The sequence below is a fragment of the Bradyrhizobium sp. 482_C4_N1_8 genome (genome assembly GCF_052075965.1).
Taxonomy (GTDB): domain Bacteria; phylum Pseudomonadota; class Alphaproteobacteria; order Rhizobiales; family Xanthobacteraceae; genus Bradyrhizobium; species Bradyrhizobium barranii.
This window is the reverse complement of sequence record NZ_CP197231.1, coordinates 2,496,498-2,520,762: the sequence shown is the minus strand read 5'-3', so window position 1 is coordinate 2,520,762 and position 24,265 is coordinate 2,496,498. Positions and strand designations below refer to the sequence as shown.

21 protein-coding genes are annotated in these 24,265 nt (G+C 63.5%); 8 read left to right on the top strand and 13 right to left on the bottom strand.

Annotation, left to right across the window (positions count from 1 at the left end; translation table 11 throughout):
* The first annotated feature begins 1 nt into the window (after position 1).
* Entirely contained in the window at positions 2–802 is an 801-nt protein-coding gene (ppk2, locus tag AB7Z56_RS11650) for a polyphosphate kinase 2 (protein ID WP_231142794.1), read from the top strand.
* A 55-nt stretch (positions 803–857) separates the two neighbouring features.
* Here ppk2 and AB7Z56_RS11645 read toward each other — a convergent pair whose 3' ends face one another.
* The 5 genes from AB7Z56_RS11645 to AB7Z56_RS11625 form a co-directional block, all read right to left on the bottom strand.
* Positions 858–1,292 carry a hypothetical protein gene (locus tag AB7Z56_RS11645; RefSeq protein ID WP_063981862.1) on the bottom strand — a complete coding sequence of 145 codons (435 nt, stop codon included), beginning with the start codon at positions 1,290–1,292 and terminating at the stop codon, positions 858–860.
* A 35-nt stretch (positions 1,293–1,327) separates the two neighbouring features.
* Positions 1,328–3,025 carry an aspartate:alanine exchanger family transporter gene (locus tag AB7Z56_RS11640; protein ID WP_063981861.1) on the bottom strand — a complete coding sequence of 566 codons (1,698 nt, stop codon included), beginning with the start codon at positions 3,023–3,025 and terminating at the stop codon, positions 1,328–1,330.
* Between the two features lie 12 nt (positions 3,026–3,037).
* Positions 3,038–5,791: a decarboxylase gene (locus AB7Z56_RS11635; RefSeq protein ID WP_283017293.1), complete on the bottom strand. Its 2,754-nt coding sequence runs from the start codon at positions 5,789–5,791 to the stop codon at positions 3,038–3,040.
* Between the two features lie 183 nt (positions 5,792–5,974).
* Positions 5,975–7,672 carry a SulP family inorganic anion transporter gene (locus tag AB7Z56_RS11630; RefSeq protein ID WP_231142797.1) on the bottom strand — a complete coding sequence of 566 codons (1,698 nt, stop codon included), beginning with the start codon at positions 7,670–7,672 and terminating at the stop codon, positions 5,975–5,977.
* Positions 7,669–8,343 (bottom strand): YoaK family protein, encoded by a 675-nt coding sequence (locus AB7Z56_RS11625; protein ID WP_231142798.1) that lies wholly within the window; start codon positions 8,341–8,343, stop codon positions 7,669–7,671. Before AB7Z56_RS11625 ends, AB7Z56_RS11630 begins: the two co-directional genes overlap by 4 nt.
* A gap of 135 nt (positions 8,344–8,478) precedes the next feature.
* Here AB7Z56_RS11625 and AB7Z56_RS11620 point away from each other — a divergent pair, with 135 nt between their 5' ends.
* From AB7Z56_RS11620 to AB7Z56_RS11610, 3 genes are read left to right on the top strand one after another with little or no spacing between them, the layout of a single operon-like run.
* Positions 8,479–10,167 carry an aspartate:alanine exchanger family transporter gene (locus tag AB7Z56_RS11620; protein WP_231142799.1) on the top strand — a complete coding sequence of 563 codons (1,689 nt, stop codon included), beginning with the start codon at positions 8,479–8,481 and terminating at the stop codon, positions 10,165–10,167.
* An 11-nt stretch (positions 10,168–10,178) separates the two neighbouring features.
* The gene (locus AB7Z56_RS11615) at positions 10,179–11,066 is read left to right on the top strand and encodes an alpha/beta hydrolase family protein (RefSeq protein WP_428841237.1); all 888 of its coding nucleotides are present in this window, start codon (positions 10,179–10,181) and stop codon (positions 11,064–11,066) included.
* A 22-nt stretch (positions 11,067–11,088) separates the two neighbouring features.
* Positions 11,089–11,673 carry an invasion associated locus B family protein gene (locus AB7Z56_RS11610; RefSeq protein WP_231142801.1) on the top strand — a complete coding sequence of 195 codons (585 nt, stop codon included), beginning with the start codon at positions 11,089–11,091 and terminating at the stop codon, positions 11,671–11,673.
* A gap of 14 nt (positions 11,674–11,687) precedes the next feature.
* On the opposite strand, the gene AB7Z56_RS11605 is transcribed toward AB7Z56_RS11610, so the two are convergent.
* Together AB7Z56_RS11605 and AB7Z56_RS11600 are read right to left on the bottom strand one after the other, a co-directional pair.
* Positions 11,688–12,089 carry a response regulator transcription factor gene (locus tag AB7Z56_RS11605; protein ID WP_283017294.1) on the bottom strand — a complete coding sequence of 134 codons (402 nt, stop codon included), beginning with the start codon at positions 12,087–12,089 and terminating at the stop codon, positions 11,688–11,690.
* A 150-nt stretch (positions 12,090–12,239) separates the two neighbouring features.
* Complete coding sequence (locus AB7Z56_RS11600) at positions 12,240–12,863, bottom strand: response regulator transcription factor (protein WP_135216474.1); 624 nt, start codon at positions 12,861–12,863, stop codon at positions 12,240–12,242.
* Positions 12,864–13,084: 221 nt separating this feature from the next.
* On the opposite strand from AB7Z56_RS11600, the gene AB7Z56_RS11595 reads away from it, so the two are divergent.
* Positions 13,085–13,768 (top strand): helix-turn-helix domain-containing protein, encoded by a 684-nt coding sequence (locus AB7Z56_RS11595; protein WP_166100662.1) that lies wholly within the window; start codon positions 13,085–13,087, stop codon positions 13,766–13,768.
* A gap of 195 nt (positions 13,769–13,963) precedes the next feature.
* On the opposite strand, the gene AB7Z56_RS11590 is transcribed toward AB7Z56_RS11595, so the two are convergent.
* From AB7Z56_RS11590 to AB7Z56_RS11565, 6 genes are all read right to left on the bottom strand, one after another.
* The gene (locus tag AB7Z56_RS11590) at positions 13,964–14,407 is read right to left on the bottom strand and encodes a potassium channel family protein (protein WP_441256239.1); all 444 of its coding nucleotides are present in this window, start codon (positions 14,405–14,407) and stop codon (positions 13,964–13,966) included.
* Between the two features lie 40 nt (positions 14,408–14,447).
* The gene (locus tag AB7Z56_RS11585; protein ID WP_354096559.1) at positions 14,448–15,560 is read right to left on the bottom strand and encodes an acetate kinase; all 1,113 of its coding nucleotides are present in this window, start codon (positions 15,558–15,560) and stop codon (positions 14,448–14,450) included.
* 170 nt (positions 15,561–15,730) lie between these two features.
* Positions 15,731–16,819: an AI-2E family transporter gene (locus AB7Z56_RS11580; protein WP_283017295.1), complete on the bottom strand. Its 1,089-nt coding sequence runs from the start codon at positions 16,817–16,819 to the stop codon at positions 15,731–15,733.
* Between the two features lie 250 nt (positions 16,820–17,069).
* Entirely contained in the window at positions 17,070–17,942 is an 873-nt protein-coding gene (locus AB7Z56_RS11575; protein ID WP_028149198.1) for an ABC transporter permease, read from the bottom strand.
* Entirely contained in the window at positions 17,939–18,880 is a 942-nt protein-coding gene (locus tag AB7Z56_RS11570; RefSeq protein ID WP_028149199.1) for an ABC transporter permease, read from the bottom strand. Before AB7Z56_RS11570 ends, AB7Z56_RS11575 begins: the two co-directional genes overlap by 4 nt.
* Before the next feature lie 57 nt (positions 18,881–18,937).
* Positions 18,938–20,449 (bottom strand): ABC transporter substrate-binding protein, encoded by a 1,512-nt coding sequence (locus tag AB7Z56_RS11565; protein ID WP_283017296.1) that lies wholly within the window; start codon positions 20,447–20,449, stop codon positions 18,938–18,940.
* Positions 20,450–20,731: 282 nt separating this feature from the next.
* On the opposite strand from AB7Z56_RS11565, the gene AB7Z56_RS11560 reads away from it, so the two are divergent.
* The 3 genes from AB7Z56_RS11560 to ggt are packed head-to-tail and all read left to right on the top strand — an operon-like array spanning position 20,732 to position 24,254.
* Entirely contained in the window at positions 20,732–21,889 is a 1,158-nt protein-coding gene (locus AB7Z56_RS11560; protein WP_441256238.1) for an ROK family protein, read from the top strand.
* Positions 21,886–22,662 (top strand): glucosamine-6-phosphate deaminase, encoded by a 777-nt coding sequence (nagB, locus tag AB7Z56_RS11555; RefSeq protein WP_231142809.1) that lies wholly within the window; start codon positions 21,886–21,888, stop codon positions 22,660–22,662. The genes AB7Z56_RS11560 and nagB overlap by 4 nt, the downstream gene beginning before the upstream one ends.
* Positions 22,659–24,254 carry a gamma-glutamyltransferase gene (ggt, locus tag AB7Z56_RS11550; protein WP_283017297.1) on the top strand — a complete coding sequence of 532 codons (1,596 nt, stop codon included), beginning with the start codon at positions 22,659–22,661 and terminating at the stop codon, positions 24,252–24,254. The genes nagB and ggt overlap by 4 nt, the downstream gene beginning before the upstream one ends.
* The last annotated feature ends 11 nt before the right edge of the window (positions 24,255–24,265 follow it).

Here is a 24,265-nt window from a genome sequence, read left to right as displayed (position 1 = left end):
CATGGCCAAGGACGCGCCCGTGGAGCGGATGAAGCGGAAGGACTATGAGAAGGAGCTCGAAAAACTCCAGGTCGAGTTGTGTCACCTTCAGGAATGGGTCAGAGCCCAGAAACTGAAGGTGATCATCATCTTCGAGGGGCGCGACGCGGCCGGCAAGGGCGGGACCATCAAGGCGCTGACCGAAAAGGTGAGTCCGCGCGTGTTCCGTGTCTGCGCCCTGCCCGCGCCCTCCGACCGGCAGAAATCCCAGCTGTTCCTGCAGCGCTATATCGAGCAATTCCCGGCCGGCGGTGAGATCGTGATTTTCGACCGCAGCTGGTACAACCGCGCCGGCGTTGAATACGTCATGGGCTTCTGCTCGCCGACCGAACACAAGCGCTTCCTGGAATTGTGTCCGCTGGTCGAGAAATTCGCCGTGGACGCCGGCATCGTCCTGATCAAGCTCTGGCTCGAGGTCGGGATGGAGGAGCAGGAGCTCCGCTTCAAGGCGCGTATCGAGGATCCGCTGCGGCAGTGGAAGCTGAGCCCGATGGACACCGAGTCGTTCGGGCGCTGGTACGATTACTCGCGCGCGCGTGACATGATGTTCGAGGCGACCGACACGAAGCATGCACCGTGGCGACTGATCCGCTCCGACGACAAGCGGCGAGCGCGGCTCAACGTTATCTCGCACATCCTGAGAACTATCCCTTACAAGGAAGTCAAGCGGGAGAAGGTCAAGCTTCCGCCACGGTCCCACAAGGGACGTTACAACGACCAGGCAAGCCTGCGCGGCCTGAAGTTCGTCGAGGAACGCTACTGAAACGCGAAACGGGCTGCGATGACGCAGCCCGTTTAGCTTGAGCGCCCTCCCGGGCCTATTTCAGCCGGATCGTGACGCCGCCAACCGCAGCCGATACTTCCGCGCCGACCTTCGGCCCGCTGAGCTGGAGGATGACGCCATTGCCGTTCTGCAACTGAACGGCTCCGGCGCCCGCGGCAACCGCGCCGCCCGCGCCGCCCGCCGCGTAGGAGCCTTCGATCGACTCCGGCCCCCTCAGATTGAGTGCGCGCCCGACGAGCTTGGTGGTCGAGGCGCCGATTGTGAAGCCGACGCTCATGCCTGAGACGGTGAAGGGATATTTCTTGCCCCGGTACAGCAGAACGCCCTCGCCGCCACCGACGCCGACGATGAACCCGCCCTTGGTGAAGACCACGGCAACCTGGCCGGTGTCGGCACGCGATGACGTACTGAAACCGGCGACGCCCGCGAGCGAGACGGCCAAGGCGGCATAGATGGCGACTTTTCTCATGTCTCACGTTCTCCTCTTGTTATGACGTCGAGCTATTAGGCCAGGATCATCGCAAAGTAACCGAACACGGTGAGCAGGATGCCCGACACCGCGTAGCCGACCGGAAATCCGATCCAGGGCACGGAGCTCTGGATCTCCACCGCGGCCTCGCGGCACGGGCCGGAGTGCGACCGCGCACCGGCAACGCCGCCCATCAGCACGGCCGGGTTGATCTTGAAGACGTGATAGCCGATCGCCCAGACGATGAACGGCGGGATCGTGCAGGCGATGAAGCCGGCGACGAAGATCTTCAAGGCAACGGCACCGGTAAGCTGCGCCAGCAATCCGGCACCGGCATTGACACCGACGATGGCGACGAAGACCACGAGACCGAGGTCCTCCAGCACGTTGCGCGCCGCGTTCGGCGTATTGCCGAAGAAGCGCAGCCGCGAGACCAGCGACGACACGATCACGCCCGACAGCAACAGACCGCCGGCATTGCCGAGACCGATCTTGGCACCGAAGGCCGGAAATTCGATCATGCCAATCAAGAAACCGAGGATCATGCCCGCGGCCAGCGTCAGCAGGTCGGTCGACGTATTGGTCCGCGCGATGCGTCCCCACATCTCGCCGAGTTCGTTGACGGCCGACTTGAGGCCGACTACCGAGACGATGTCCATCCGCTGCAGCTCGGTCTTGAGACCGGCGGCAAGTGGTACACCACCACGCTCGACCTTGGTGACCTGCAACTGGCCGGCGATCGCCGTGTCGCGGAAGGATTCAAAGGTGCGTCCGACCATCTCCTTGTTGGTGACGAGGATGTCGGCCTGATCCATGGGAATGCCCAGCGCCGTGGTGTCGGCAACCTCGGGGCCGATCAGGCCCATCTTGTCGGTGAGATGCTCCGTCGAGCCGCCGAGCGCGACGACGTCGCCCTTCTGCAGCACGAACGCAGGATCGGCTCCCTGCGGCTCGCCGCCGCGCGCCACGTTGACGATCCGGTACTCCGGATGGATCGAGCGGAATTTGGCGATGCTCATGCCGACCTGCGTCGGATTTTCCAGCCGATAGGCACGCAGACCGAACTGCCGATAACCGGTCAGGCCGCCGCCCTCGAGATCCTTGACGCCAAACTCCTTCTCGTACTGCCTGGCCGCCGCCTTGGCATCGACGCCCCACCACCGCGGCAGGTACTTGCAGATCAGGATGATGCCGACGGTACCCCAGATGTAGGTGATGCCGTAGGACAGCGCGATCATGCCCGACGCATCCTCGGGCTTCATGCCTTCAGGAAGCTTGACGACGCCCGAGGTGATCGCCTGCTCGGCCGAGCCGATTGCGGCCGACATGGTCTGCGACCCCGCCAGCATGCCGCCAGCCGCGCCGATCGGAAGCGCGAAGAGTCTTGAACAGATGACGACGAGCGCCAGACCAAGGACGCTGGACACCAGCGCCAAGATGCAGAACTTGAGGCCATCGCCCTTCAGGCTGTTGATGAAGGACGGCCCCACGCGCAGGCCGACGCCGTACATGAAGAGGTAATAGAACAAGCTCTTTGCAAAGTTGTTGAGCTCGAGCTTCACGCCGTAGGTCGAGGCCCACACCGCCAGCCCGGCGCCGACCACGATGGCGCCGGCGACCATGCCGAGGCCGTAGCCCTTGATGCTGGCCCGGCCGATCCAGACGGCAAGGCCAACGACGAAGAACAGCAGCAGAAACGGGTTCTGCTGCAAGAACGTGAAAAAGCCTTGCATGACCGTCCCCTGTTATGATGCGGCCTTCAGCTTCGGCGTGGCGCCCGGCTTGGGCCGGCCGATCTTCGCCAAGGCTTCGGTGCGTACGAGCTTCAAGCCTTCCTTGGCGTCGTAGCCGTGGATTTCCTTCACATCGAGCTTGCGCATGAAGTCGATGGTTTCCTGGGTGATGACCTGGCCCGGCACCATGATCGGGAAGCCCGGCGGATACGGGATCACGAAACTGGCCGAGACGAGATCGGGGCCGGCCTTCAGGCGGCGGTCGATCTCGGGATCGCCGAGCCGGATATATTCGCATCCGGCTGCGTCATAGGCCGAGTAGAAGCCGCTGCGGATATCGCCCTCGTTGGTCTTGGTGCCGGCATCGCCGCGGAAACTATCGTGGAAATGCGAGAAGTTCGGCAGGTCGGGCACGTCGGTCATCAGGCTCTTGACCCGCGCCTCGAATGTCTTCTTCGCATTGGCGCCACCCTGGACAAGTCCGCGGTCGACCTCGCCCGCGATCTCGGCCAGCACCCTCACCAGATGCGCGACGTCGCTGCGGGTGTTGTTGATGTTGGACTGGAACAACACCGAGTTGCGCGAGGTCTTGTTGATCTGGATGTTGTACTCGTTCGCCAGGATGCCCTTGAACTGCGTGCCGTCGTAACCGGCGGTGCCGCACACCAGCGTCATCCGGGTCGGATCGAGGCAGAACTCGTCGTCGTCCAGACTCTTCAGGATGTTCGCCCAGTTCGTGCCGGCCGCGAGATAGTCGGTGAAGCCGCTCTGGCGGTATTGCGCGGGTACCATCGCGTCCGCACCAAGGATGCGGAAATATTTCGAGATCAGGGGATTGTTGTTGACCGCATTACGGATAGCGAACGCGATCTCCATCGCATTGGCCACGAGACCATAGCCCTCGAGCTCCATCTGGCGCCGCGACACGTCGAGGCTCGCGATGAGCTGCTGGTTCGGGCTGGTCGATGCGTGCGTGAACACCGCCTCCTTGAACTGCTGCTCGACCGTATGGAATTCGACGTCCTTGACCGACAGCATCGAGCCCTGCCGGATCGCCGACATCGACTTGTGGGTCGAGTTGGTCTGGTAGACGCGCAGGCGGATCTGACGCGGATCGGGAATCAGCCGGGTCTTGAGCAGCACCTCGTTCGACGGGTTCTTGCCGAGCTCGGCCTGCTGCTTCTCGTAGGCCGTGACCGATTTCGGGTCGTGCATCCAGGCCTCGATCTCATTGGCGGCACCCATCGCGGTCCGCCGCCGCAGGTATGGCGAGAAGCGTGCAAAGCCGAACCAGGCTTCATCCCAGAGGAAGATCAGGTCGGGCTTGATCGCGAGGCATTCCTCCATCACCCGGCGGGTGTTGTAGATGTGACCGTCGAAAGTGCAGTTGGTCAGGTCGAGCATCTTGACGCGGTCGAGCCGGCCATCCGCCTTCGCATTCAGCAGGGCCTGCTTGACCGTCTTCAGCGGCACCGCGCCATACATCGAATATGCCGTCATCGGGAACGCTTCGACATAGATCGGCTGGGCGCCGGCCAGCACCATGCCGTAATGGTGCGACTTGTGGCAGTTGCGATCGACGATCGCGATGTCGCCGGGCGCGAGCAGCGCCTGCACCGCCATCTTGTTCGAGGTCGAGGTACCGTTGGTGACGAAGAACACGCGATCCGCGCCGAGCGCACGCGCCGCCTTGTCCTGCGCCTTCTTGATGTTGCCGGTCGGCTCCAGCAGGCTGTCGAGGCCGCCGGTGGTCGCGCTGCTCTCGGCCAGGAACAGGTTCAAGCCGTAGAACTCGCCCATATCGCGGATCCAGTCCGACTTGAAAACCGATTTGCCGCGCGCGATCGGCAGCGCATGGAACGTCCCGATCGGACGCTGCGCATACTTCTTGAGATTGTCGAAGAACGGTGTGTCGAAGCGGTCCTGGATGCCTTCGAGGATAGACAGATGGAGCTCCAGGAGTTCCTCGATCGAATAGAATATCCGCCGGACCACACTGGCTTCGGGGTCCCCCGCCATCGCCTCGACGTCGCGATTGGACATCAGATAGAGGTCAAGCTCGGGACGCACCCGCTTGATGATATGCGCGAGCCGCAGTGCGGACGCATCCGATTCGTCATTAAGGCCCGCGGTGGCGGTCATGGTGCGCAAGATCGGCGCGTCGTGTCGCGATCGCAGAGTGAAGCCTTCGTTGATGACGACGGCTGCGATGTTGGGGTTGAGCATCGTGGCGCAGAATGCGTCTTCGAGGCTGCCGACGATGACCGGCTCATAGACGAAGGAATCGACCGGACGCCGCAGCTTGCGCCATTCATTGACGAGCGCGGGCCATTTGCCGGACGAGAGGCCGGTGACAATCAGGGTTTCGAAGTAGGGGCGATGTGCGGTGTGCTGCCCGAACACCTGCGGCACCAGATCGGAGGCGTCACCATTATCCTCGTCATTCACATTCCAGTCGCCGGCATGCTGGCGGAAGGACCTCGTCGTCAGGGCCTGCGTCAGCCGTGTCGCAAGGGCGAGCGACGTTGCCGCATCGCCAGTGGCGGCCGCTTCCCGCAGAGCCCCCATCAGTTGCAGCCCGGGATAGCCGTGAAACTCTTCCGTCACGGAGAGATCGGCCAGCGCGGCATCGTATTTCGCACGATCGCCGCCGCGCGCCCAAACCTTTGCGGCTTCCACGAGATCGCGCCAGTCGTCCGCCCGTCCACCGGGGCCAGACAGGAACTGATCGATGCGCTTCTGCGCGGGCTTGGCGTCTTTGGACATGTTTCACTCCCGATCCATATCAAGCCGTAGGGCATGAGTGATGCCGGATCGTGAGTGCAGCGCCGCTTGCTCCATTGATCCAAGTCAACGGTCGCGCGATATGCCGGGGCCGGGAGCATGGCCGGCGACGCCTCTTTGCAACGCAATAGGCCATCGCTGACCGATTGGAGGGCAGCTGAGAGATCAGACCGTTCCTCGGGCATCGTTGGGCTGAGCATCGCCAAGAACGCTGTCCAGCGACCGCAGCCAGTCGCCGCTGTCGGTCTTCTCCGCCAGCCCCTCCGCCCGCAACAGATCGCGCAGCTGCGCATGCGCACCGACGATGCAGAAGGCGATATGCCGGGAGGCGAGCTCGTCGTAAAGGTCGCGTAACATGCCCGCGCCGGCCAGATCGATGTAGGGCGATGCGGAGAGGTCGCAGATTACCAGCTTGATATCGACCGATCTGAGCAAGGCGTCCAAAACTGCCTCCCTGATCGTTTCGGCATTGATGTAGAGCAGCGAGGCTTCGGGCCGGAACGCGATGACGCCGACGAGCGGCTCGACACCCTCATGCCGCGCATTGTCGGAATAGCGGCCGCTACCCGGGAGCCGGCCGAGGAACGCCACATTCGGACGTGAGGCGCGCGCCAGCAGCAGCACGATCGACGCGATGGCCGCCAGCAGGACGCCTTGCAGGATTCCCAGGAGCAGGACGGACACCAGGGCAATCGCCGCAGCATAGAAATCGATCCGGCTGACATGCCACATCCGCAGCAGCGCACGGACGTCGACCAGCCTGTAGACCGCGGCAAAGACGATGGCCGCCAGCACCGCCTTGGGCAGATTCGTCAGCAGCCCCGTGAAGAACAGCAGGCACAGTGCGAGCGTCGCCGAGCAGATCACCAGCGCCAACGGCGTGCGCGCGCCCGCATTGTCGTTGACGGCGGATTGCGACAGGCCGCCGGCGACGGGATAGCCGTGGCCGAAGGCGGCGACCAGGTTCGCCGCCCCCAGCCCCAAAAACTCCTGCCGGACATCCAGAGCATAGCCGTGCTTGGCGGCAAAGCTGCGAGCCGCAGAGACACCCTCTATATAGGCCAGCAGAACGCATCCCGCGGCCAACGGGAAAAGTTCGTCGGGCTCGAGCAGACCAAACCTGGGTATTCCAATCGCCGGCAACCCTTCGGGGATCGTCCCGGTGACCGGCACCCCGAGGGACGCAAGGCCAAGCAGCGTCGCAAACACGATCGACAGCGCCATGATCGTGAGTCCGACCGGCTTTCCCGGCAGACGCCGTTCTCCGAGCAGCAGGAGCAGCAGCGCGATCGCCCCGATCGCCAGAACGAGCGGCTTCGTGTCGCCGAGCTGACCACTGAGCTTGATGGCGCGATCGAAGAAATTGTGACCGCCTCCGGCGACGCCGAACAAGCTCGGCAACTGGCTCATGATGATGGTGAGCCCGGCGCCGGCCTTGAAACCGACCAATATGCTGTCGCTGACCAGGCGAACGAGAACGCTGAGCTTGAACAGCCAGGAGATCAGGCACAACAGCGCCACCGCGCAGGCGGCAAGGCTCGCGATCTCGCCATATTTCGCCGCGTCTCCGCCGGCCAGCGCCCCGACCGTGGCCGCAATCATCAGCGAGATCGCAGAGGTCGGACCGACCGCAAGCTGGCGCGACGACCCGAGCAGCGCGTAGCCGATCCCGCCAAGCATATAGCCATAGATGCCGATCTGCGGCGGCAATCCGGCCAGCGTCGCGTAGGCGAGCGACACCGGAATGGCGTAGGCCGCGAGCGTGATGCCGGCGATGGCATCCGGACGCAGCCAGGCGCTGCGATAGTCCGCGAGCCAGGTCGCCGGCGGAAAGAACCGCGATATCCGCCCGAACGCGTTCATATGCGGGCCTCGGCGCGGCGGGCTTCACAGCCCAGGAGCACGGTCAGGAGAGCGATCACGGGGACACCAAGCGCCAGATTTGGAATCTGCTTGGTCGCGAAGGCACCGACGGCGGCCCCGAGGCCGAAAGTGCCGCATAGTGCGGCAAAAATACCAGAGCGCCGAAACGAACCGCCTCCGGATACCGCGGCGAATACGCCTTCAATTGCCTGCCGCATGTTTCCGGTGATCATCACCGAGCTGTAGGCCACACCTTCGACCCTGGTGAAGACCGCGGTCTGCATGGCGGCGACGAACGAGATGCCCAGCGTGCCGGCGAGGTCCGGCAGGCGATTGTGCAAGATGCCGATGGCAATCAGCAGCAGGATTTCGATCAACGTGCTGATGGGGCTGGCACGGTCTCCGGTCGCGCGGCGAAGCCACGCTGCGACCACGATACCGACCGCAAAAGCGAGGATCGGTGGGACAAAATGCAGCGCTTCCGGCCAGATGCCGATCGAACCATAGACCCAAAGCAGAACCAGATTGGCCGTCTGCGCGTTGGCCATCACGCCGTGGATGATCCAGGTGTAGGCATCGAGATAGCCGCCGGCGAAGGCGAGCAACAACGCAATTTGCACCGTCTCGTCGCGGCGTATCGACGAAGCAGCGGCGATATCCATCGTGCTCATGTCCGAAACATCGGCTCTCCCAACTCCTGCATGGGTCCATAGGCGACAGCTTGCCTTGGGGGAGGATTGATCTGGATCAAGCGTCGCCTGGTTCCATGAACCAGATTCGGCGGAAATTGCTGGAGGGCATGCGCCATGGGCACCGTTAGGTGGATCATCTCCACGGCTCCGGAGATCTTCCTGTTGCTCGCCATTGCGATTGGTACGGTGCTTGGTCGCGTCAAGGTTCGCGGCTTCTCGATCGGAACGACGGCCTGCATCCTGGTCGTCGCCGTGCTCATCGGCCAGCTCGGGACCTTTACGTTCCCCTCGCTGCTGCGCGTGATTCTGTTCAGTCTGTTCGTGTTCACGATCGGCTACCGGTCCGGCCCAGAGTTCTTCGCGTCCCTCAGCATCCGCACTCTGGCGCAGGTCGTCATGGCGCTCGTGCTCGGCGGCACGGGTCTGATCCTCGTCCTGATATTCGCCTTCACGTTCAAGCTCGATCCGGGCACGGCCTCGGGACTTGCCGCCGGTGGGCTGACACAATCCTCCATCATCGGCACCGCCTCTGGCGCGCTGGCGCAACTCGGCCTGCCCAACGACGCCTTTAAGCAGCAGGAGGCGAACATCGCCGCCGGCTACGCCGTCACTTACGTCCTCGGCTACATCCTCACACTCCTGTACGTGCCGTTTGTCGCGCCGAAGCTGATGGGGGTCGATTTGAAGGAGGAGGCGGCGAAGCTGGAGGCGGAGCTTTCCGGCGGCAATCCGCCACAGAACGAAAATCTCCATTATCGGAAGTTCCAAGCGCGCGCCTATCGGGTCTCGACCGCCGCGGGACGCACGGTCAAGGATATCGAAGAGGAAATCGGCAGCCGCACTGTCGTCGAGCGAATCGTGCGGGATGGAGCCGACGTTGAGCCGCGCCTCGACACCATTCTCGAATCGGGCGACGACATCGTCATTGCCGGGCGAACGGCGTCCCTCGTCGCTGCAAAGCCGGTCATCGGCAAGGAGATCGATGCCGACGAGATTCTGAAGGCTATTCCGGGCAACGTGATCAACGTCCTCGTCGACAGCCGCGATCTCCATGGCCGGTCGATCAAGGAGATCGCCGAACGCGTCGGCAACGACGCACGCGGCGTCTATCTCCGCACGCTGACCCGGATGAGCCGCGAGGTCCCCCTGGGCCCGGATACCCGCGTCTATGTGGGCGACGTCATGACGCTCGTCGGCAGCACCCGCAACATCGAGCGCGCCGCCACGAAAGTCGGACAGATCTTGCGCTCCGGCGACCGCGCCGACATCGCTTTTCTCGCAACCGGTATCGCGGCGGGCCTGCTCGCAGGCCTCATCAGCTTCAAGGTCGGCGGTATTCCGCTGACCCTGGGCGGCGGCGGCGGCGCGCTGATCGCGGGCCTCGTCTGCGGCTGGCTGCGGTCGCGCCGGCCGACTATCGGCGCTTTGCCGCCCGCCGCGCAGCAGACGCTGAGCGATCTCGGGCTCGGCGGCTTCATCGCCGCCATCGGTCTCGGCAACGGAGCCGCGGCCTGGACTGCGATCCAGGCCCACGGGGTGTTGCTGGTCGGAATGGGCCTGGTCGTCACGCTGGTGCCGCTAATCGTCGCGACGCTGTTTGCGCGCTATGTGGTGCACATGAATCCGGTCATCACCTGCGGTGCGCTGGCGGGCGCCATGACCGTCGATGCTGCGGTGACCGGAGCCTGCGACGTCGCCGAGAGCCAGACGCCGGTGCTCGGCGTCGCTGTGCCCTACGCCGTCGGCAATGTCGTCCTGACCGTACTCGGCCCGATTATCGTGGCCCTCACCTACACCGGCTGACGGAGGCGACGATGCGCAGGCAATTGGCCGCAATCATCCGACCGTTCGTGATGGCTCTACTTACCCTCGCCGCCTTCGTCCTGCCGGTGCGCGCCGAGGACAATGTCCGCATCCAGGAGGAGATCTGGGCGCTGCCGCTGCCGCTTCCGATGTTCGCCTATGTGGTGCGGCCCGTCGGCGACGGCCCCTTCCCGCTCGCGATCATGAACCACGGCGTGTCGCTCAAGCCGGTCGATCGCGGCTTCTTTCCGCTGGTGGAATTCCGCGATGCAGCGAAGTGGTTCGCCAAACGCGGCTATTTCGTCGTGGCGCCGGTCGGCACCGGATATGGCGCAGCCGCCATCGACATTCCCGAGCACGGTCTCTACGGGCCGTTCTTCGCCAAGGTCGGCAAATGCACCAACCCGAACTTCCGTGACGCCGGACGTGCGTTGGCGCTGGCCGATCTCTGGATCATCGACTACATGATCGCCGAGAAACGCGTTCTGCCAGAGGACGTCGTCGTCATCGGACAGTCCGCCGGCGGCTGGGCTTCCATTGCGCTCTCGAGCGTGAACCCGCCGCAGGTCAAGGCGATCATCACCTTTGCGGCAGGTCGCGGCGGACGCGTCGACGGCAAGCCCAACAACAACTGCGCGCCGGACAGACTGGTCGAAGCGACCGCGGATTTTGGCCGGACCTCGCGGGTGCCGATGCTGTGGTTCTATATCGAAAACGATACGTTCTTCGGCCCGGCCCTGTCGAAGCGCATGCATGCAGCATTCACGGCGGCTGGCGGCCGCGCCGAATATCATCTGATGCCGCCCTTCGGCAACGAGGGCCATTTCTTCATCGGCTCTCCGGACGCGATCCCGCTGTGGTCGCCGCTGGTGGCGAAGTTCCTCGACGCGCAGAAATAGAGTTCAGGTTCGGAGGCACATCATGCCAAGTCCCCGCAATTGTCTCTCTGGCCTGCTGGTCGTCGCGGTCGCCGGAAGCGCGACATGTGCCGGCATCGCCGCGCCGAAATCCGCGCAGGCCGATAAACCCGCCGAGGTCGCGACGCGCGGCCAGCGCGAGGCAAAGGACATCGTCTACGGAGACTGGCAGAAGCTCTGCTTCAAGGCAGGCGGTGCGCCGACGCTGTGCCGGACGTCAATCACCGGCAAGTTTCCAACCGGCCAGACGGCCGTGCGCGTGGACCTCATCGAGCGCGAGGGCACTCCTTCGGCAAGGCTGCAGCTCTTCGTGCCCGTCGGCATGTACCTGCAACAGCCGGCGAAGCTGACCGTCGACCAGGGCAGCCCCCTCCGCATCCCCTACAGCTGGTGCCTGACCAACGCCTGCATTGCGGCCGACGTCGCGCCTCCCGCGATCATCAAGGAGATGATGTCAGGGAAGACACTTGTCCTCGAGGTCGTCGATTCAAACCTGCTGGCATTGACGACCTCGGTGCCGCTGGCGCAGTTCGCGTCCGTCCACAAGGGCGCACCGGCCAGGACGTTGGAGCAATATGTCGACGAATGAGCGGCCGTGCTGCGTTACGCAGCCGACGCACGCGCCACCGACTCGATCAGGGACTCCGCCGTGAACGGCTTGACCAGATAGGCAATGCATCCGGACGCGACCGCGGCGGCGCGGTTCGCCGAGCTGTCATTTCCGGTGATGTAGATCACCGGTGCTGTGACACCCTCCTCGGCCAGTTGCCGGCGCAGGTCGATGCCGGACCTTCCGTTCAGGTCGATATCGAGAACGATGCAAATCGCCTTGTCGAAGCTGCCGTGATGGAGCAAGGCTCCAGCAGAGTCGAAGAGCGTCGCGGCAAAGCCATGCTCGCGGAGCAGCCTGTTCACGCTGGTCCGGATGGAGGGATCGTCATCGACGACAAAAACAGAGTCACGCTCTGGCAAGGAAGTGCCCCTTCGAGACGAATGACTGATCACGGCGGCGCCGGCGCCATATTCGCCTGGTCTAATTGCGTGTCGGGCAAACCGCCGCATTCGCCGCCCTACATGGCAGCACCACACCAACGAATTTCATATTGTCTCTTGGGGAAGTCACACCGCGGGAACTGTGCCGTGACGACAAATCAGCTAATCGTCGCTCGTATCGAGCATTCCAAGCCGCTCCGCGATCGAAACGAGCTCCGCCAGCGAACGAACCTGCATCTTCTCCATCACCTGGTGACGGTGCGCCTTCACGGTGCGCTCGGTGGTTCCAAGCTCATGCGCGATCTGCTTGTTGATCCTGCCGCGGACGATGAGATCGAACACCTGACGCTCGCGATGCGTCAATGCGGCGAGGTGAATGCGGAAGGTCTCGAGCCTTCCGCGATGCGCCTGCGCGGTGTGCTGGCGCACCAGCGCGCGCTCAATCGCAGCGATCAACTGCTCGGAGGATACCGGCTTGGTCAGGAAATCCTCCGCGCCGGCCTTGATGGCCTGCACCGTGGTTGGCGTGTCGGCGTGTCCGGTCAGGAATATGATTGGCAGCGTCGAGCCCGACGCGACCAAGCGGGTCTGCAAGTCGGGGCCGCTCAGCCCCGGTATCCACACGTCGAGCAGGATGCATCCCGGCTGCGCGTCATCAGGCGCCGCATCCAGTAAATCCTGCGCCGATGCGTAGGTCGCAACGTCGTAGCCAGCGAGCTTCAACCGGCGCGCGATCGCCGTCCGGAAGGAATCGTCGTCGTCCACCACGTGAACAAGGCCGGGCACGCATCACCTCTTGCTGAATTCCGACAGCTTCTCAATCCGCGCAACAACCTCCCAACAGGCGTCCACGCTGTCCCTTGGTACAATGAACCTTGGGACAATGGATGAGAATGCCGCCTTAGTCGTAAATCAACTTCGACGGGAGTGGGACGGCGCGGCGCATTCCCAGCGGCGAGACTTTTCGTCTGACAGACCAATTCGGCGATGAGCTGAGGAGTTGGCCTATGTTCGTTCGCATTACAGCGGATTCGACGCCGCGTCCCAACTCCCTTCGTGACCTCGGCATGACCAGCGATTCAAATGCGCTCGTCAGTTTAAGCCAATTTACCTATAAAAAAGGCAGCGAAATCTACGGGGAGAGAGAGCCCGCCGAATATGTCTATCAGGTGACGTCCGGTGCGGTGCGAAGCTACAAGCTGCTGTCGGACGGCCGCAGGCAGATTGGCGCCTTTCACCTCGCCGGCGACATTTTTGGCCTGGAGAACGGCAACGAGCACCGCTTCACCACGGAAGCGATCGTCGACACAACGGTGCGCCTGGTCAGACGGCAAAGCCTCGAAATGGTGGCCGAAAGCGATGCGATGGTCGCCAGAAACCTCCTCAGCATGACCACGAACAACCTCCAGCATGCGGAGGACCACATGCTGCTGCTGGGACGCAAGACCTCGCTGGAGCGGGTCGCGGCGTTCCTGCTCGAGATGGACGGGCGGTTGACGGCGTCCGGCGTCATGGCGCTGCCGATGTCGCGGCGCGATATCGCCGATTACCTCGGCCTGACGCTGGAGACGGTATCCCGCGCGCTGTCACGGCTCCATGAGCTCGGCGCCCTCGGCTTCGTCGGCAACACCCAGCGTCAGATCGTGCTGCTGGATCGGCACCAGCTTGCAAGCCTCGACCTGCAGCCTTGAGCGGGCCGACACCGGCGAATGGCACAAACTGCACATCACACCGGTACCGTCCGATGCTAGCCTCTTCCGATGTGGAACGAGACCGCATTTCGGATCGCAGTCGTTTTGTTCGGGACGCTGCCGGTGGCGTTCACGGCCATGATCCTTTTCATGGGGTGAGTTCGGCTCCGACCGAAGCCTCCATCGGTATCAGGATCATTTAAGGCCAGGCGTCTGGGTTACACCGAGGTGCTCGAGAGTCTTGCGCAAGACCTCGAACAGGATGGCGGCCGACCAGCCGAAAAGCAGGACACCATTCATAGCCGTCAACGGGCCGATGAGGCGCCATTCGCGCACCGGCGTGATATCGCCGTAGCCAAGCGTGGTGTAGTTGACGAAGGCGAAATAGAGCGCATCACTGCCCGGTGCGGCGGCCTGAACGACTTCATACATCAGAGCCCACACCAGAACCTCCAGCGTATGCGCGACCTGCAACACCACGGCTGTCGCGACCATGACACCCATCAGGTGCGCTCTTGGTCTCCTGGTTTGCCGCAAGCCCGCGCCGCGGGCGATCCCGACGGCGACGATGGTCACCAGCGCATGGATTCCGATATTGATCACGCTGACCAGCGTACCGACGAGGAATTGAAGAAGCATCGAGCGCCGCCAATCCTTTTCAGCTTTCCGGGAAGCTGCCTCAACGTGGCGACGGCCCGTTCAACAAGAGCGCCAACGTGTGCCGCGCGATGGTCAATTCATCGTCGGACGGGAGCACGTAGAGAGGGATACGACTATCGCGGCGCGAGATCAGCCGTGCGTTATGGGCGTTGGCCTTCGCATCCAGTATGGCACCGAGCCAGCTCAGCCTTTCGGCGATGCGCGCGCGGATCGCGGTCGAGCCTTGGCCGATCGCGCCGGTGAAAACAAAGGCGTCAAGCCCCTCCTGCGCGGCCGCGAGCAGGCCGGCGTTGAGGCCGGCGCAGTAGGCGAGGTGCTCGACGGCCTGTTCTGCTCGCAGAAAACGAGCCGCCGCACCGTCGTCACCCGGATTGGTGAACAGAAATGCGTCGCCGGGATCGATTTCACCTGCGGAATAGTCCGACGGCGATGCGCCAAAAGCATAGAATCCATTCGTGCTTTCGACGCTGCAGCCTTCCTTCAGCGCGCACATCGAGCTGGTGTCGTCGAGGCACGCAACGATCACGCGGCGCGCGGCAATCTCGGGGGCCTCAAGCGCCAGAGTTCGTGCGATCGACTCGTAGCAAAGACCGTGAGCCCCGTATCGCCTTGCGTCACCTGCGCAGAGTTGATGCGCAATAGGATAGCTGCCGTTCTCCACGACCTTGCCAAGATGGAACGCAGTATCGAAGCAGGCGACTTGCGGTAGCGCCGGATGATTGGCCTGCATGATACGGATTGGCGCAAGATTATACGGTTGAAGCAGCGGCGCGAGTGCAATCAGCCGTTCCAGACGCGCCATCACGGCGTCATCGATCAGGGCCGGCCGGGCGTCATCCGGTCCTCCCTGAGCGACGCGATGTCCCACGGCCAACGGCTGGATTCCCAATTCGTCCCGCAGCCAGCTATCGACAACCGCGCATGCCGCCAGGATGTCATCGACGTCGTCGTTCTGATAGGTGCGGTGCGCCAACGGATCGCCGTTCGCTCTGCTCGCCCTGAGGCGCGGATGGCGGCCGAGCCCGTCAAGCCGTCCCTTGATTTGCCGTTCCAGCCTCCCCTCGCCTCGCACGGAGAAGAGCTGGAAGTTCACGCCTCCTGCCTTCGCATCGATGGCAAGGATCGCATCCATGGCGATCAGTCGACGGCCGTCATCGCCGGCGACGTTTGCCCGAATGTGCAATCCCGCTGCGACGTTTGATGGGCCATCGACATGCCTGAGGTCAGATCTGCCTACGCCCAATCAAGGCGCACCGGGAGTCGAGAGGATTGACTTAGGTCAAAGGTGATGCGCGCGAAGATTCAGGTCTCTTCCGGCCTTTTCGGCGCAGCGGCGCGGTCGTTCCGGATCCAAGCCGCCGAGAGTTCCCAGGCGACCGACAGGATGATCGGCCCGATGAAGAGGCCGATGATTCCGTGCGCGAGCGTTCCGCCGATCACCCCGATCAGGATCACGATCGTCGGCGTGGTCAGGCCGCGCCCCATGACGATGGGTTTCAGGATGTTGTCGAGGATGCCGACGGCGCCGAGGAAGACGGTCAGGAGCACCGCCGTGGTCACGTCCTTGTCCATCCAGATCCAGACGACCACGGGGAAGAGAACGAGAAAGGGGCCGATCTGCACGATCGACAGCAACAGGACGAGGAATGCCAGCAGGCCGGCACTCGGGGCGCCTGCGAGCTTGAAGCCGATTCCGGCCAGTAGCGACTGCACGATTGCGACACCGATGATGCCCTGCGACACCGCGCGGATGGTCGCGCCGGCGAGCTCCAGAAAATGCTCGCTCTGCTCCGGTACGACCCGGAACAGGAAGCCGCGCACCGCGTCGACGAGCTGCGGACCGTAGGGAAAGAGGAAGCCGGCGACGAATACCGACAGCAGGAACTGGAGCGTGCCGACACCGGCATCACCGGCGAGCGACAGCATCATCCCGGCAAGCGGTTTCAGATACGGCATCACCTCGCTCAGCGCCGCGCGAATATTGCTGTTGGCCTGGGTCCAGAGATCGTAGAGCTGGGTGCCGATCAGCGGCCAGCTCTTGATCTGTTCGGGCGCCTCCGTAAGCGTGAGATCGCCGCTGCTGATCTGGCCCGCGAGATCCTTGATCCCGTCGACTGCGCTCATGCCGAGCCAGGCCGCAGGACCAATGACGATGCCCAGCGTAACCAGCGTGAGAATGGACGCGGCGGTGCGCGGGCGGCCCCCGAGGCGCTTGGCAAGCCAGCCGAAGACTGGATAGAACGCCACCGCGAGCACCGCACTCCAGGCCAGGATTGGCACGAAGGGGCGGATGATGAGGAAAGTCCACAGGATCAGCAGCGCCAGCAATCCGAGCCGGATCACGAGCTGGATGACTCCGTCGATAGACCGATGCTGGCGAAGAGTGTTCAAGGCCTGTGTCCGGGCAGCGCTCCTGCTGGAAGCCTAGCGGCCCCTATCCCACGGCGGGCTTGATACAGATCAATGGCGCGCCAAATGCTCGCGCCAATACACGCTAGTCTACGACGGGCACGTCATCGACCTGTGTCATCGGATCTGCGCGCTGCAGCGCTCGGACAAGACAGGCTTTGCTCTGCCGCCTGAAATCAAACAGCCCTAGGCCACGCCGCGGAGTCTTCAGCGGAACAGGCTCGTCTTCCATCTAGTGCCTGGGATTGAGGGCATCATTCAGGCCGTCACCCATCAGGTTGAAGCCGATGACGAGCGCAATGATCGCGAGCCCGGGCCAGAAGGCCATCCATGGCGCCTCGCCGAGAAATTGCCTGGCAACGTCAAGCATGGCGCCCCATGAGGGGGCCGGAGGAAGCTGGCCAAGCCCCAGAAAGGCCAGGCTCGCCTCGGCGAGAACTGCGATCGCCATGGTCAGCGTCGCCTGCACAATCGTCGGCGCAAGCACGTTCGGCAGCACCTGTCCGGTCAGGATGGCGAGATGGCCGAGGCCCTGGGACCGGGCCGCGGCGATGTAATCCTCGGTGCAAACAACCAGCGTCTCGGCACGCGCAACACGAACGAAAACCGGTACCGCGGAAATGCCGATGGCAATCATCGCATTTTGCAGGCTGGGGCCCAGGAACGCGGCGAGCGCAATCGCCAGCACCAGAAAGGGGCAAGCGAGCAGCGCATCGGCGAAGCGCGAGATCACCATGTCGGTGAGGCCGCCGAAATAGCCGGCCATGAGACCAAACGGAAGGCCGATCAGCACCGCGACCGTCACGGAGACGATGCCGGCGGCAAGCGAGGCTTGCGTGCCGAAGATCACGCGCGACAGCACGTCCCGACCGAGATCGTCGGTGCCGAACCAATGTGCCGCACCGGGTGCCGCGCGAATCGCCATCCAGTCCGGCGAGTTTGGATCGTACGGCGCAATCCACGAGGCAAACACCGCCAGCACGACGAAGAACAGGATGATCGTGGCCCCGATGACGGCGGATGGTTCGCGCAACAGGCGACGAATTTCCGAAGGAGCGGCGGCGCGTGCCTGACTTGCGACCGGCACCGTCTCAATCGAGCTCATGACCTGAGCCTCGGATTGAGCAGCACATACGCCACGTCGGCAATCAGGCTCATCAGGAGGAATACGGCTGCTGTGCAGAGCACGACCGCCTGAACCACGGCATAATCGCGGCTGAACACGCCGTCGACGACCATCTTGCCGAACCCCGGGATGGAAAAGACCTGCTCCGTCAACACCGCGCCGGCCAGCAGTTCGCCAAATTGCAGTGTGCCCAGCGTGACCACGGGAATCAGCGCGTTCGGCAGCGCATGACGCAGCACGATGGTGCTTTCGCGGACGCCCTTCGCGCGGGCGGTGCGCACGTAGTCCTGCTTCATCGCCTCGATCATCGCGCCGCGGACATGGCGCATCATGATCGCAGCGGTGCCCGTGCCGAGCACCAAAGCGGGCATCAGCATCGAAAGCAGGTTGCCTCCCACGCTCTCGGACGGCGGAACGAAACCTCCGGCCGGAAGCCAGCCGAGATTCACCGAGAACAGAAGGATCAGCATGATCCCCAGCCAGAAATGCGGGATCGACAGTCCGGCAAGCCCGAACAGACTGGCGCCGTAGTCGAAGGGCGTCCCGCGCCCCAGCGCCGCGAAGATCCCGATCGGCAACCCGACGAGCAGCGCGACCAGCATCGACAGCATCGCGAGCTCAGCGGTCACCGGCAATTTTTCCGCCAGCATGGTGCCGATCGGCAATCGGGTGCGTACCGACGTGCCGAAGTCACCGTGCACCAGGGCTTTCAGCCAGACGGCGTATTGCACCGGGATCGGATCATTGAAGCGATACTTCTGCCGAAGATACTCAACGACTTCGGGATTACGCTCTTCTCCGGCGAGCGCCAGCGCAGGATCGCCGGGCAGCAGTTTCTGCAGACCGAACACCATCATCGACACCAACAACAGGGTCGGCAGCAGGACGGCAAGCCGGCGCAGAAGCAAACTCTTCATCGGGCCAGACTGGTCCTCACCAGGGCGAGCGCATCGGCGGGCGCGAGGCGTTGCGCATCAATTCACGGGCCTGACACCGACCAGACGCAACAGACCGTCCGGCACCATGACGATGCCGCCGACCGATTTGCGGGCCGCAAAGAACCAGTTCGGGTGATGGAGCGGAATCGACGAGAGCGCCGTCAGGTAAATGTCCGTCGCTTTGGCGTAGAGTGCCTTGCGCTTGGCTTCGTCAGCCTCGCCCCGGGCCTGGTTCAGGATCGCATCGAGATCCTTGTTGCAGTACTTGTTGACGTTCTGGGAGCCCGCGCAACTGAAAAAGGCGACCAGTGTCGGGTCCGGGTCAGCGCGGCCGCTCCAGTTGCCGATATAGGCTTCGAAATTGCCGTTCATGTAGCGCTCGATGGCCGTGGTCGTTTCCATGGGCAGCAGCTTGACGTCGAAACCGGCCTCGCCCGCCATCGACTGTATGATCTGTGCGACCCGGGAATCGCCGGCCGTATTCTCGTACTGGATCTCGACCGGCACGCGAGTCATTCCGGCGGCGGCAATCATTGCCTTGGCCTTGGCAACATCGCGAGCCGGCGCCTTGCGCGCGCTATCGTAGAACGGAGATGACGGCGGGATCATCTGGTTATCCGCCAGGAACTCGCCGTTGAAGGCGACGCGGTTGATGACATTGCGATCGATCGCCAGCTCAAAGGCCTGACGCAGCGTCGAGTTCTTGCCGAGTGGCGTATCGGCCTTCGCGCCCGCGCCGACATTGAACATCAGATGCGAGACGGCAAGTCCCTGGCCGGAATGCAGGGCGAGGTTGGGATCGTCGCGCACGGTCTTGAGATCGGTCGGCGCGATACGCTCCGCGAGATCGAGATCGCCCGCCCGGACACGCGACAACCGCACGGTCGAGTCGGGAACGTAGTAGTAGACGACCTCGTCATAGCCGACCCGTGCAGCGTCCCAGTAGCCGGGATATTTCTTGACCCGAATGAGGTCGCGCGACTTGCGCTCGGCAAATTGATACGGACCGGCACAGACCGGCGCGGCTGCAAATTCCCCGGCTTTCTCCGTGGCGGCCTTGGGCGAGACCATCATGCCGGCACGATCGCTGAGATTAGCAAGCAGCGGCACGAACGGCTCCGACAGGTTGAACTTCACCTTGTCCGCGGCAAGCGCTTCGACGCTCGCGACCGGCGCCAGCTCCGCCTTGCGCTTGGAATCCGGCATCGACTTCATGCGCTCGATATTGAACTTGACTGCCGCTGCATCGAACGCGGTGCCATCGTGGAACGTGACATTCTTGCGCAGCGTAAACGTGATCGACTTGCCGTCCGCGGACCACTCCCAAGCCTCCGCCAGCTGCGGCACGATCTTGAGGTCGGGGGAGATATCGACAAGCTTGTCGCACAGCGCCGCAAACACGAAGCGGCCGGAGTATGTGCCGCTGAGTGCCGGGTCGAGCGCATCGGGATCGTCCTGGATGCCAACCCGCAATGTCGCGGCACTCGCCGAAACAAGGCCCGATGCGATCATCAGAATTGCCGCCAACGCCGTGCCCGTCCGCTTCATACGGAATTCCTTTCGTCGCACGCCTATCCCAAAGCTTCCAAGGCTCTGCTGTTGAAGGTCAAGACAAGCACGACTGAACCTATTTGTAAACATCTCGAACAAATCACCCTAGGATATGGAACTAAATTACAACACATCGCTCTTGGAGGCGAAAAATCCTTACACCACGCCCCTTGACGGCAGATCAGGCGAGGTATTAGTTCGGCATATTGACTAATTGGATTGAGGCCCATGCCAGACGCCCCCTCATCGCCCGTTGCGCGACAGCAATCCGTGCGCCTTGTGATTGAGCGCCTGCTGCGTGATCGCTCGGTATCGCGCGCCGAAATCGCCCGCAGCACGGGCCTGTCCAAGCAGACCATCTCCGAAGTGATGCGTGATCTCGAGCGCGACGGCTGGGTCCATGAGGACGGTCAAATCCAGGGCAGCGTGGGGAGAAGCGCCGTCACCTATGCGCTCCGGCCGGACGCCGCCTTCGTGTTGGGTATCGACCTTGGCGGCACAAAACTGCACGTCGCACTTGCCGATCTGCACGGTGAGATCGTCGCCGAGAGCATCGAACCGACATCCTGCGACGGCGGCGCTGCCGTGGTCGCACAGATCGATCGCATGAAGGATGCCCTGCTTCAGCGTGCGTCCGTATCGGCGCAACGCTTGCGCGGCGGCGTGATGGGAAGTCCGGGGATGGTCGACCCCGCGTCGGGCAGCATCGCCATCGCGCCCAATATCCCCGGACTGGATAGCCTGGACGTGAGGGCCGCGCTGCGCGAACGGCTCGGAATCGACGTCGCCATCGAAAATGACGTCAATCTCGCCGCAATCGGGGAGCATTGGCGCGGCAACAGCCGCAAGGCGCGCAGTTTCGCCTTCATCGCAGTCGGCACCGGCATTGGCATGGGCATCTTTTCGGACGGTTATCTCGTGCGTGGTGCACGCGGGGCGGCCGGCGAGATTGCCTACCTGCCGCTTGGGGGCGATCCCTACGATGCGCGTGGCCTTCGGTTCGGCACCCTGGAAACCGCGATCGGCAGCGCCGGCATTGTCGAACGCTACATCGGGCTCGGCGGCGCGCCCGGCAGTACCGTGCGCGATGTCTTCGATCGGCTCGCGGTCGAGGAGGCGGCACGAGTGACGATCGACGAAGTCAGCCGGATCCTCACGACCGCGATCCTGGCGGTGCACAGCATCCTCGATTCGGAAATCATCATCATGGGCGGCAGTATCGGCGCGCGGCCCGAGTTGAAGGTCCGGATCGATGAACATCTGGGACGCTGCATGCGCGAGCCTGTTCGTATCGAGCTCAGCGCGCTCGGCAATCGCGCCACGCTGATCGGCGCGATCGGCAGCGCGATCGACCTCGTGCATCGCTCGCTGTTTGGCATCGGCAAGGATGCGGGCCCACTGGCTCTTCCTTTCACGGCAGCAGATGTCGCGGCATGAGAGAGCAGGCGCCGAGAATCGAGATTGTCGGCAATGCCGCCGCCGTCGCGGAACGAGCAGCCGCGCTTGTCATCGCGCGGCTGCACGATCGACGGCCGGTTACCCTCGGTCTTGCGACCGGAGCGACAATGGCGCCGCTCTATGCCCGCCTTGTCGCCGCGACCCGCGCCGGCCTCATCTCATTCCGAACGGTGTCGAGTTTCAACCTCGATGAATATGTGGGCGTCGCCCCCCAATCGGCCGGAAGCTTCCATGCCTACATGCAGCAGCATTTGTTCGGGCATGTGGATATGGAAGCCGGTCGGGCAAAGATCCCCGATGGCACGGCCGACGACGTCGCCGCCGAGGCCGCGCGCTATGAGGCGCAGATTGCGGCTGCCGGGGGCATCGACCTCCTGCTCCTCGGCATCGGCGCCAACGGCCATATCGGCTTCAATGAGCCAGGTTCGGATTTCGCTTCACGTACCCGCGAGGTCAGACTCGATGAAGCAACCCGCATCGCGAATGCCATTAATTTTCCCGATCCTGCGTCGGTTCCCGAACGTGCGATCACAATGGGCATAGCAACAATCCTGGAGGCTCGGAGCATCCTCCTGATCGCCAAGGGGCCGGAGAAAGCAGCCGCACTCGCAGCCGCGATCGAGGGTCCGATCACAGCAGCTTGTCCTGCCTCGGCACTCCGCCTGCACGGCAACGTCGATATCCTTTGCGATGAACCGGCTGCCGGAGCCCTCGCCACGCGGCCCCACAACAACAATCGGAGAAGGGCATGAGCTGGGGACAGCGCGATTTCATGGTGCCGGGGCGCTCACTGGCGGTGGGCGACCGGGGCATGGCCGCGACCTCTCATCCGGCCGTCACGCTCGCTGCGGTCGAGATCCTGCGCAGTGGCGGCAATGCGGTCGATGCCGCCATTGCCGCGATCGCCCTCCAGGGTGTCATTGATCCGCATATGACCGGCATCGGCGGCGACTGTTTTGCGATCTATGCTCCCGCCTCCGGCAAGCCCGTCGCTGTCAACGGCTCGGGCCGAGCGCCGGCGAAGGCCGAACTCGGCTGGTTTCGGCAACGCGGGCTGGCGTCGATCCCGGACGATTCACCCCATGCAGTCACAGTTCCGGGTGCGGTCGATGCCTGGTGCCGCCTCTCTGGCGACTATGGTTCAAAAGGCCTGGACGAGGTTCTGGCGCCGGCGATCCGCGCGGCCGAGACCGGCTTTGTGGTGACGCCCCGCGCCGCGCTGGATTGGGCACGCTACGCCGATCGCATCGAACGACATCGGACTGGCGTACCGGTCTATCTGCCCGGTGGCGCTGCGCCCGCCGTCGGTAGCAAGCTCAATCATCCCGCACTCGGCGCGACGCTGCGCCGGATCGCACGCGAGGGGCGCGCCGCGTTTTACGAAGGTGCCGTCGCCGAAGAAATCGTCGCGACATTGAAGGCGCTGGGCGGAATGATGCAGCTTGAAGATCTCGCAAGTGCCCGATCGGAGTACGTCGAGCCGATCAGCGCCGACTACCGCGATCATCAAATCCTGCAATGTCCGCCTAACGGACAGGGCGTCGCGGCGCTGCTGATCGCCCGCATCCTTGCCGGCTTCGACATGGCCAATCCGGCGCTCGGCGAGGCGGATCGCATTCACCTCCTTGCCGAGGCAACCAAGGCGGCCTACCGGCAGCGCGACGCGCTGGTAGCCGATCCGGAATTCCGTCCGCTCGATGTCGACTCGCTGCTCTCGGAGTCGTCAGTCGCGGCATTGCGCTCCTCCATCGACCGGAAGCGTGCCGGCGCATCAGCAGATTTTGACATGCCTGTTCATCGTGACACGGCTTACGTTGCGGTCGCCGACCGCGACGGCAACATGGTATCTTTCATCAATTCGCTTTTCTTCGCGTTCGGCAGCGGCATCTACGCTCCGCGCGCTGGCGTGCTATTACAGAACAGGGGTTCGGGATTCTCCCTTCTCGAAGGACATCCCAATGCGATTGCGCCGCGAAAACGTCCCTTTCACACCATCATTCCGGGTCTGCTGGCGAAGCATGGCAAGCCGATCATGGCCTTTGGCGTGATGGGTGGACAATACCAGGCGGCGGGACATGTGCAGATCCTGAGCGGCGTGCTCGACCGTGGGCTCGACATTCAGCAGTCCTCGGATGCGCCGCGCAGCTTTGCGTTTGATGGTACGCTGAGCCTCGAACCCACGATTCCCGGCTCCGTCGCCGACGAATTGATTGCGCGCGGTCACCGCGTGATCAGGGCGGACGAACCGCTCGGAGGCTGTCAGGCCGTGCACGTCGATCTTTCCAGGGGCGTCATTCTCGGCGCGTCGGACCATCGCAAGGACGGCATTGCACTGGCGGCGTGACCAGGATGAGA

Coding starts and splice junctions, on each gene's coding strand:
- ppk2 (WP_231142794.1), top strand. CDS start 2: ATGGCCAAGGACGCGCCCGTGGAGCGGATGAAGCGGAAGGACTATGAG.
- AB7Z56_RS11645 (WP_063981862.1), bottom strand. CDS start 1,292: ATGAGAAAAGTCGCCATCTATGCCGCCTTGGCCGTCTCGCTCGCGGGC.
- AB7Z56_RS11640 (WP_063981861.1), bottom strand. CDS start 3,025: ATGCAAGGCTTTTTCACGTTCTTGCAGCAGAACCCGTTTCTGCTGCTG.
- AB7Z56_RS11635 (WP_283017293.1), bottom strand. CDS start 5,791: ATGTCCAAAGACGCCAAGCCCGCGCAGAAGCGCATCGATCAGTTCCTG.
- AB7Z56_RS11630 (WP_231142797.1), bottom strand. CDS start 7,672: ATGAACGCGTTCGGGCGGATATCGCGGTTCTTTCCGCCGGCGACCTGG.
- AB7Z56_RS11625 (WP_231142798.1), bottom strand. CDS start 8,343: ATGAGCACGATGGATATCGCCGCTGCTTCGTCGATACGCCGCGACGAG.
- AB7Z56_RS11620 (WP_231142799.1), top strand. CDS start 8,479: ATGGGCACCGTTAGGTGGATCATCTCCACGGCTCCGGAGATCTTCCTG.
- AB7Z56_RS11615 (WP_428841237.1), top strand. CDS start 10,179: ATGCGCAGGCAATTGGCCGCAATCATCCGACCGTTCGTGATGGCTCTA.
- AB7Z56_RS11610 (WP_231142801.1), top strand. CDS start 11,089: ATGCCAAGTCCCCGCAATTGTCTCTCTGGCCTGCTGGTCGTCGCGGTC.
- AB7Z56_RS11595 (WP_166100662.1), top strand. CDS start 13,085: ATGTTCGTTCGCATTACAGCGGATTCGACGCCGCGTCCCAACTCCCTT.
- AB7Z56_RS11590 (WP_441256239.1), bottom strand. CDS start 14,407: ATGCTTCTTCAATTCCTCGTCGGTACGCTGGTCAGCGTGATCAATATC.
- AB7Z56_RS11585 (WP_354096559.1), bottom strand. CDS start 15,560: ATGGATGCGATCCTTGCCATCGATGCGAAGGCAGGAGGCGTGAACTTC.
- AB7Z56_RS11575 (WP_028149198.1), bottom strand. CDS start 17,942: ATGAGCTCGATTGAGACGGTGCCGGTCGCAAGTCAGGCACGCGCCGCC.
- AB7Z56_RS11570 (WP_028149199.1), bottom strand. CDS start 18,880: ATGAAGAGTTTGCTTCTGCGCCGGCTTGCCGTCCTGCTGCCGACCCTG.
- AB7Z56_RS11565 (WP_283017296.1), bottom strand. CDS start 20,449: ATGAAGCGGACGGGCACGGCGTTGGCGGCAATTCTGATGATCGCATCG.
- nagB (WP_231142809.1), top strand. CDS start 21,886: ATGAGAGAGCAGGCGCCGAGAATCGAGATTGTCGGCAATGCCGCCGCC.
- ggt (WP_283017297.1), top strand. CDS start 22,659: ATGAGCTGGGGACAGCGCGATTTCATGGTGCCGGGGCGCTCACTGGCG.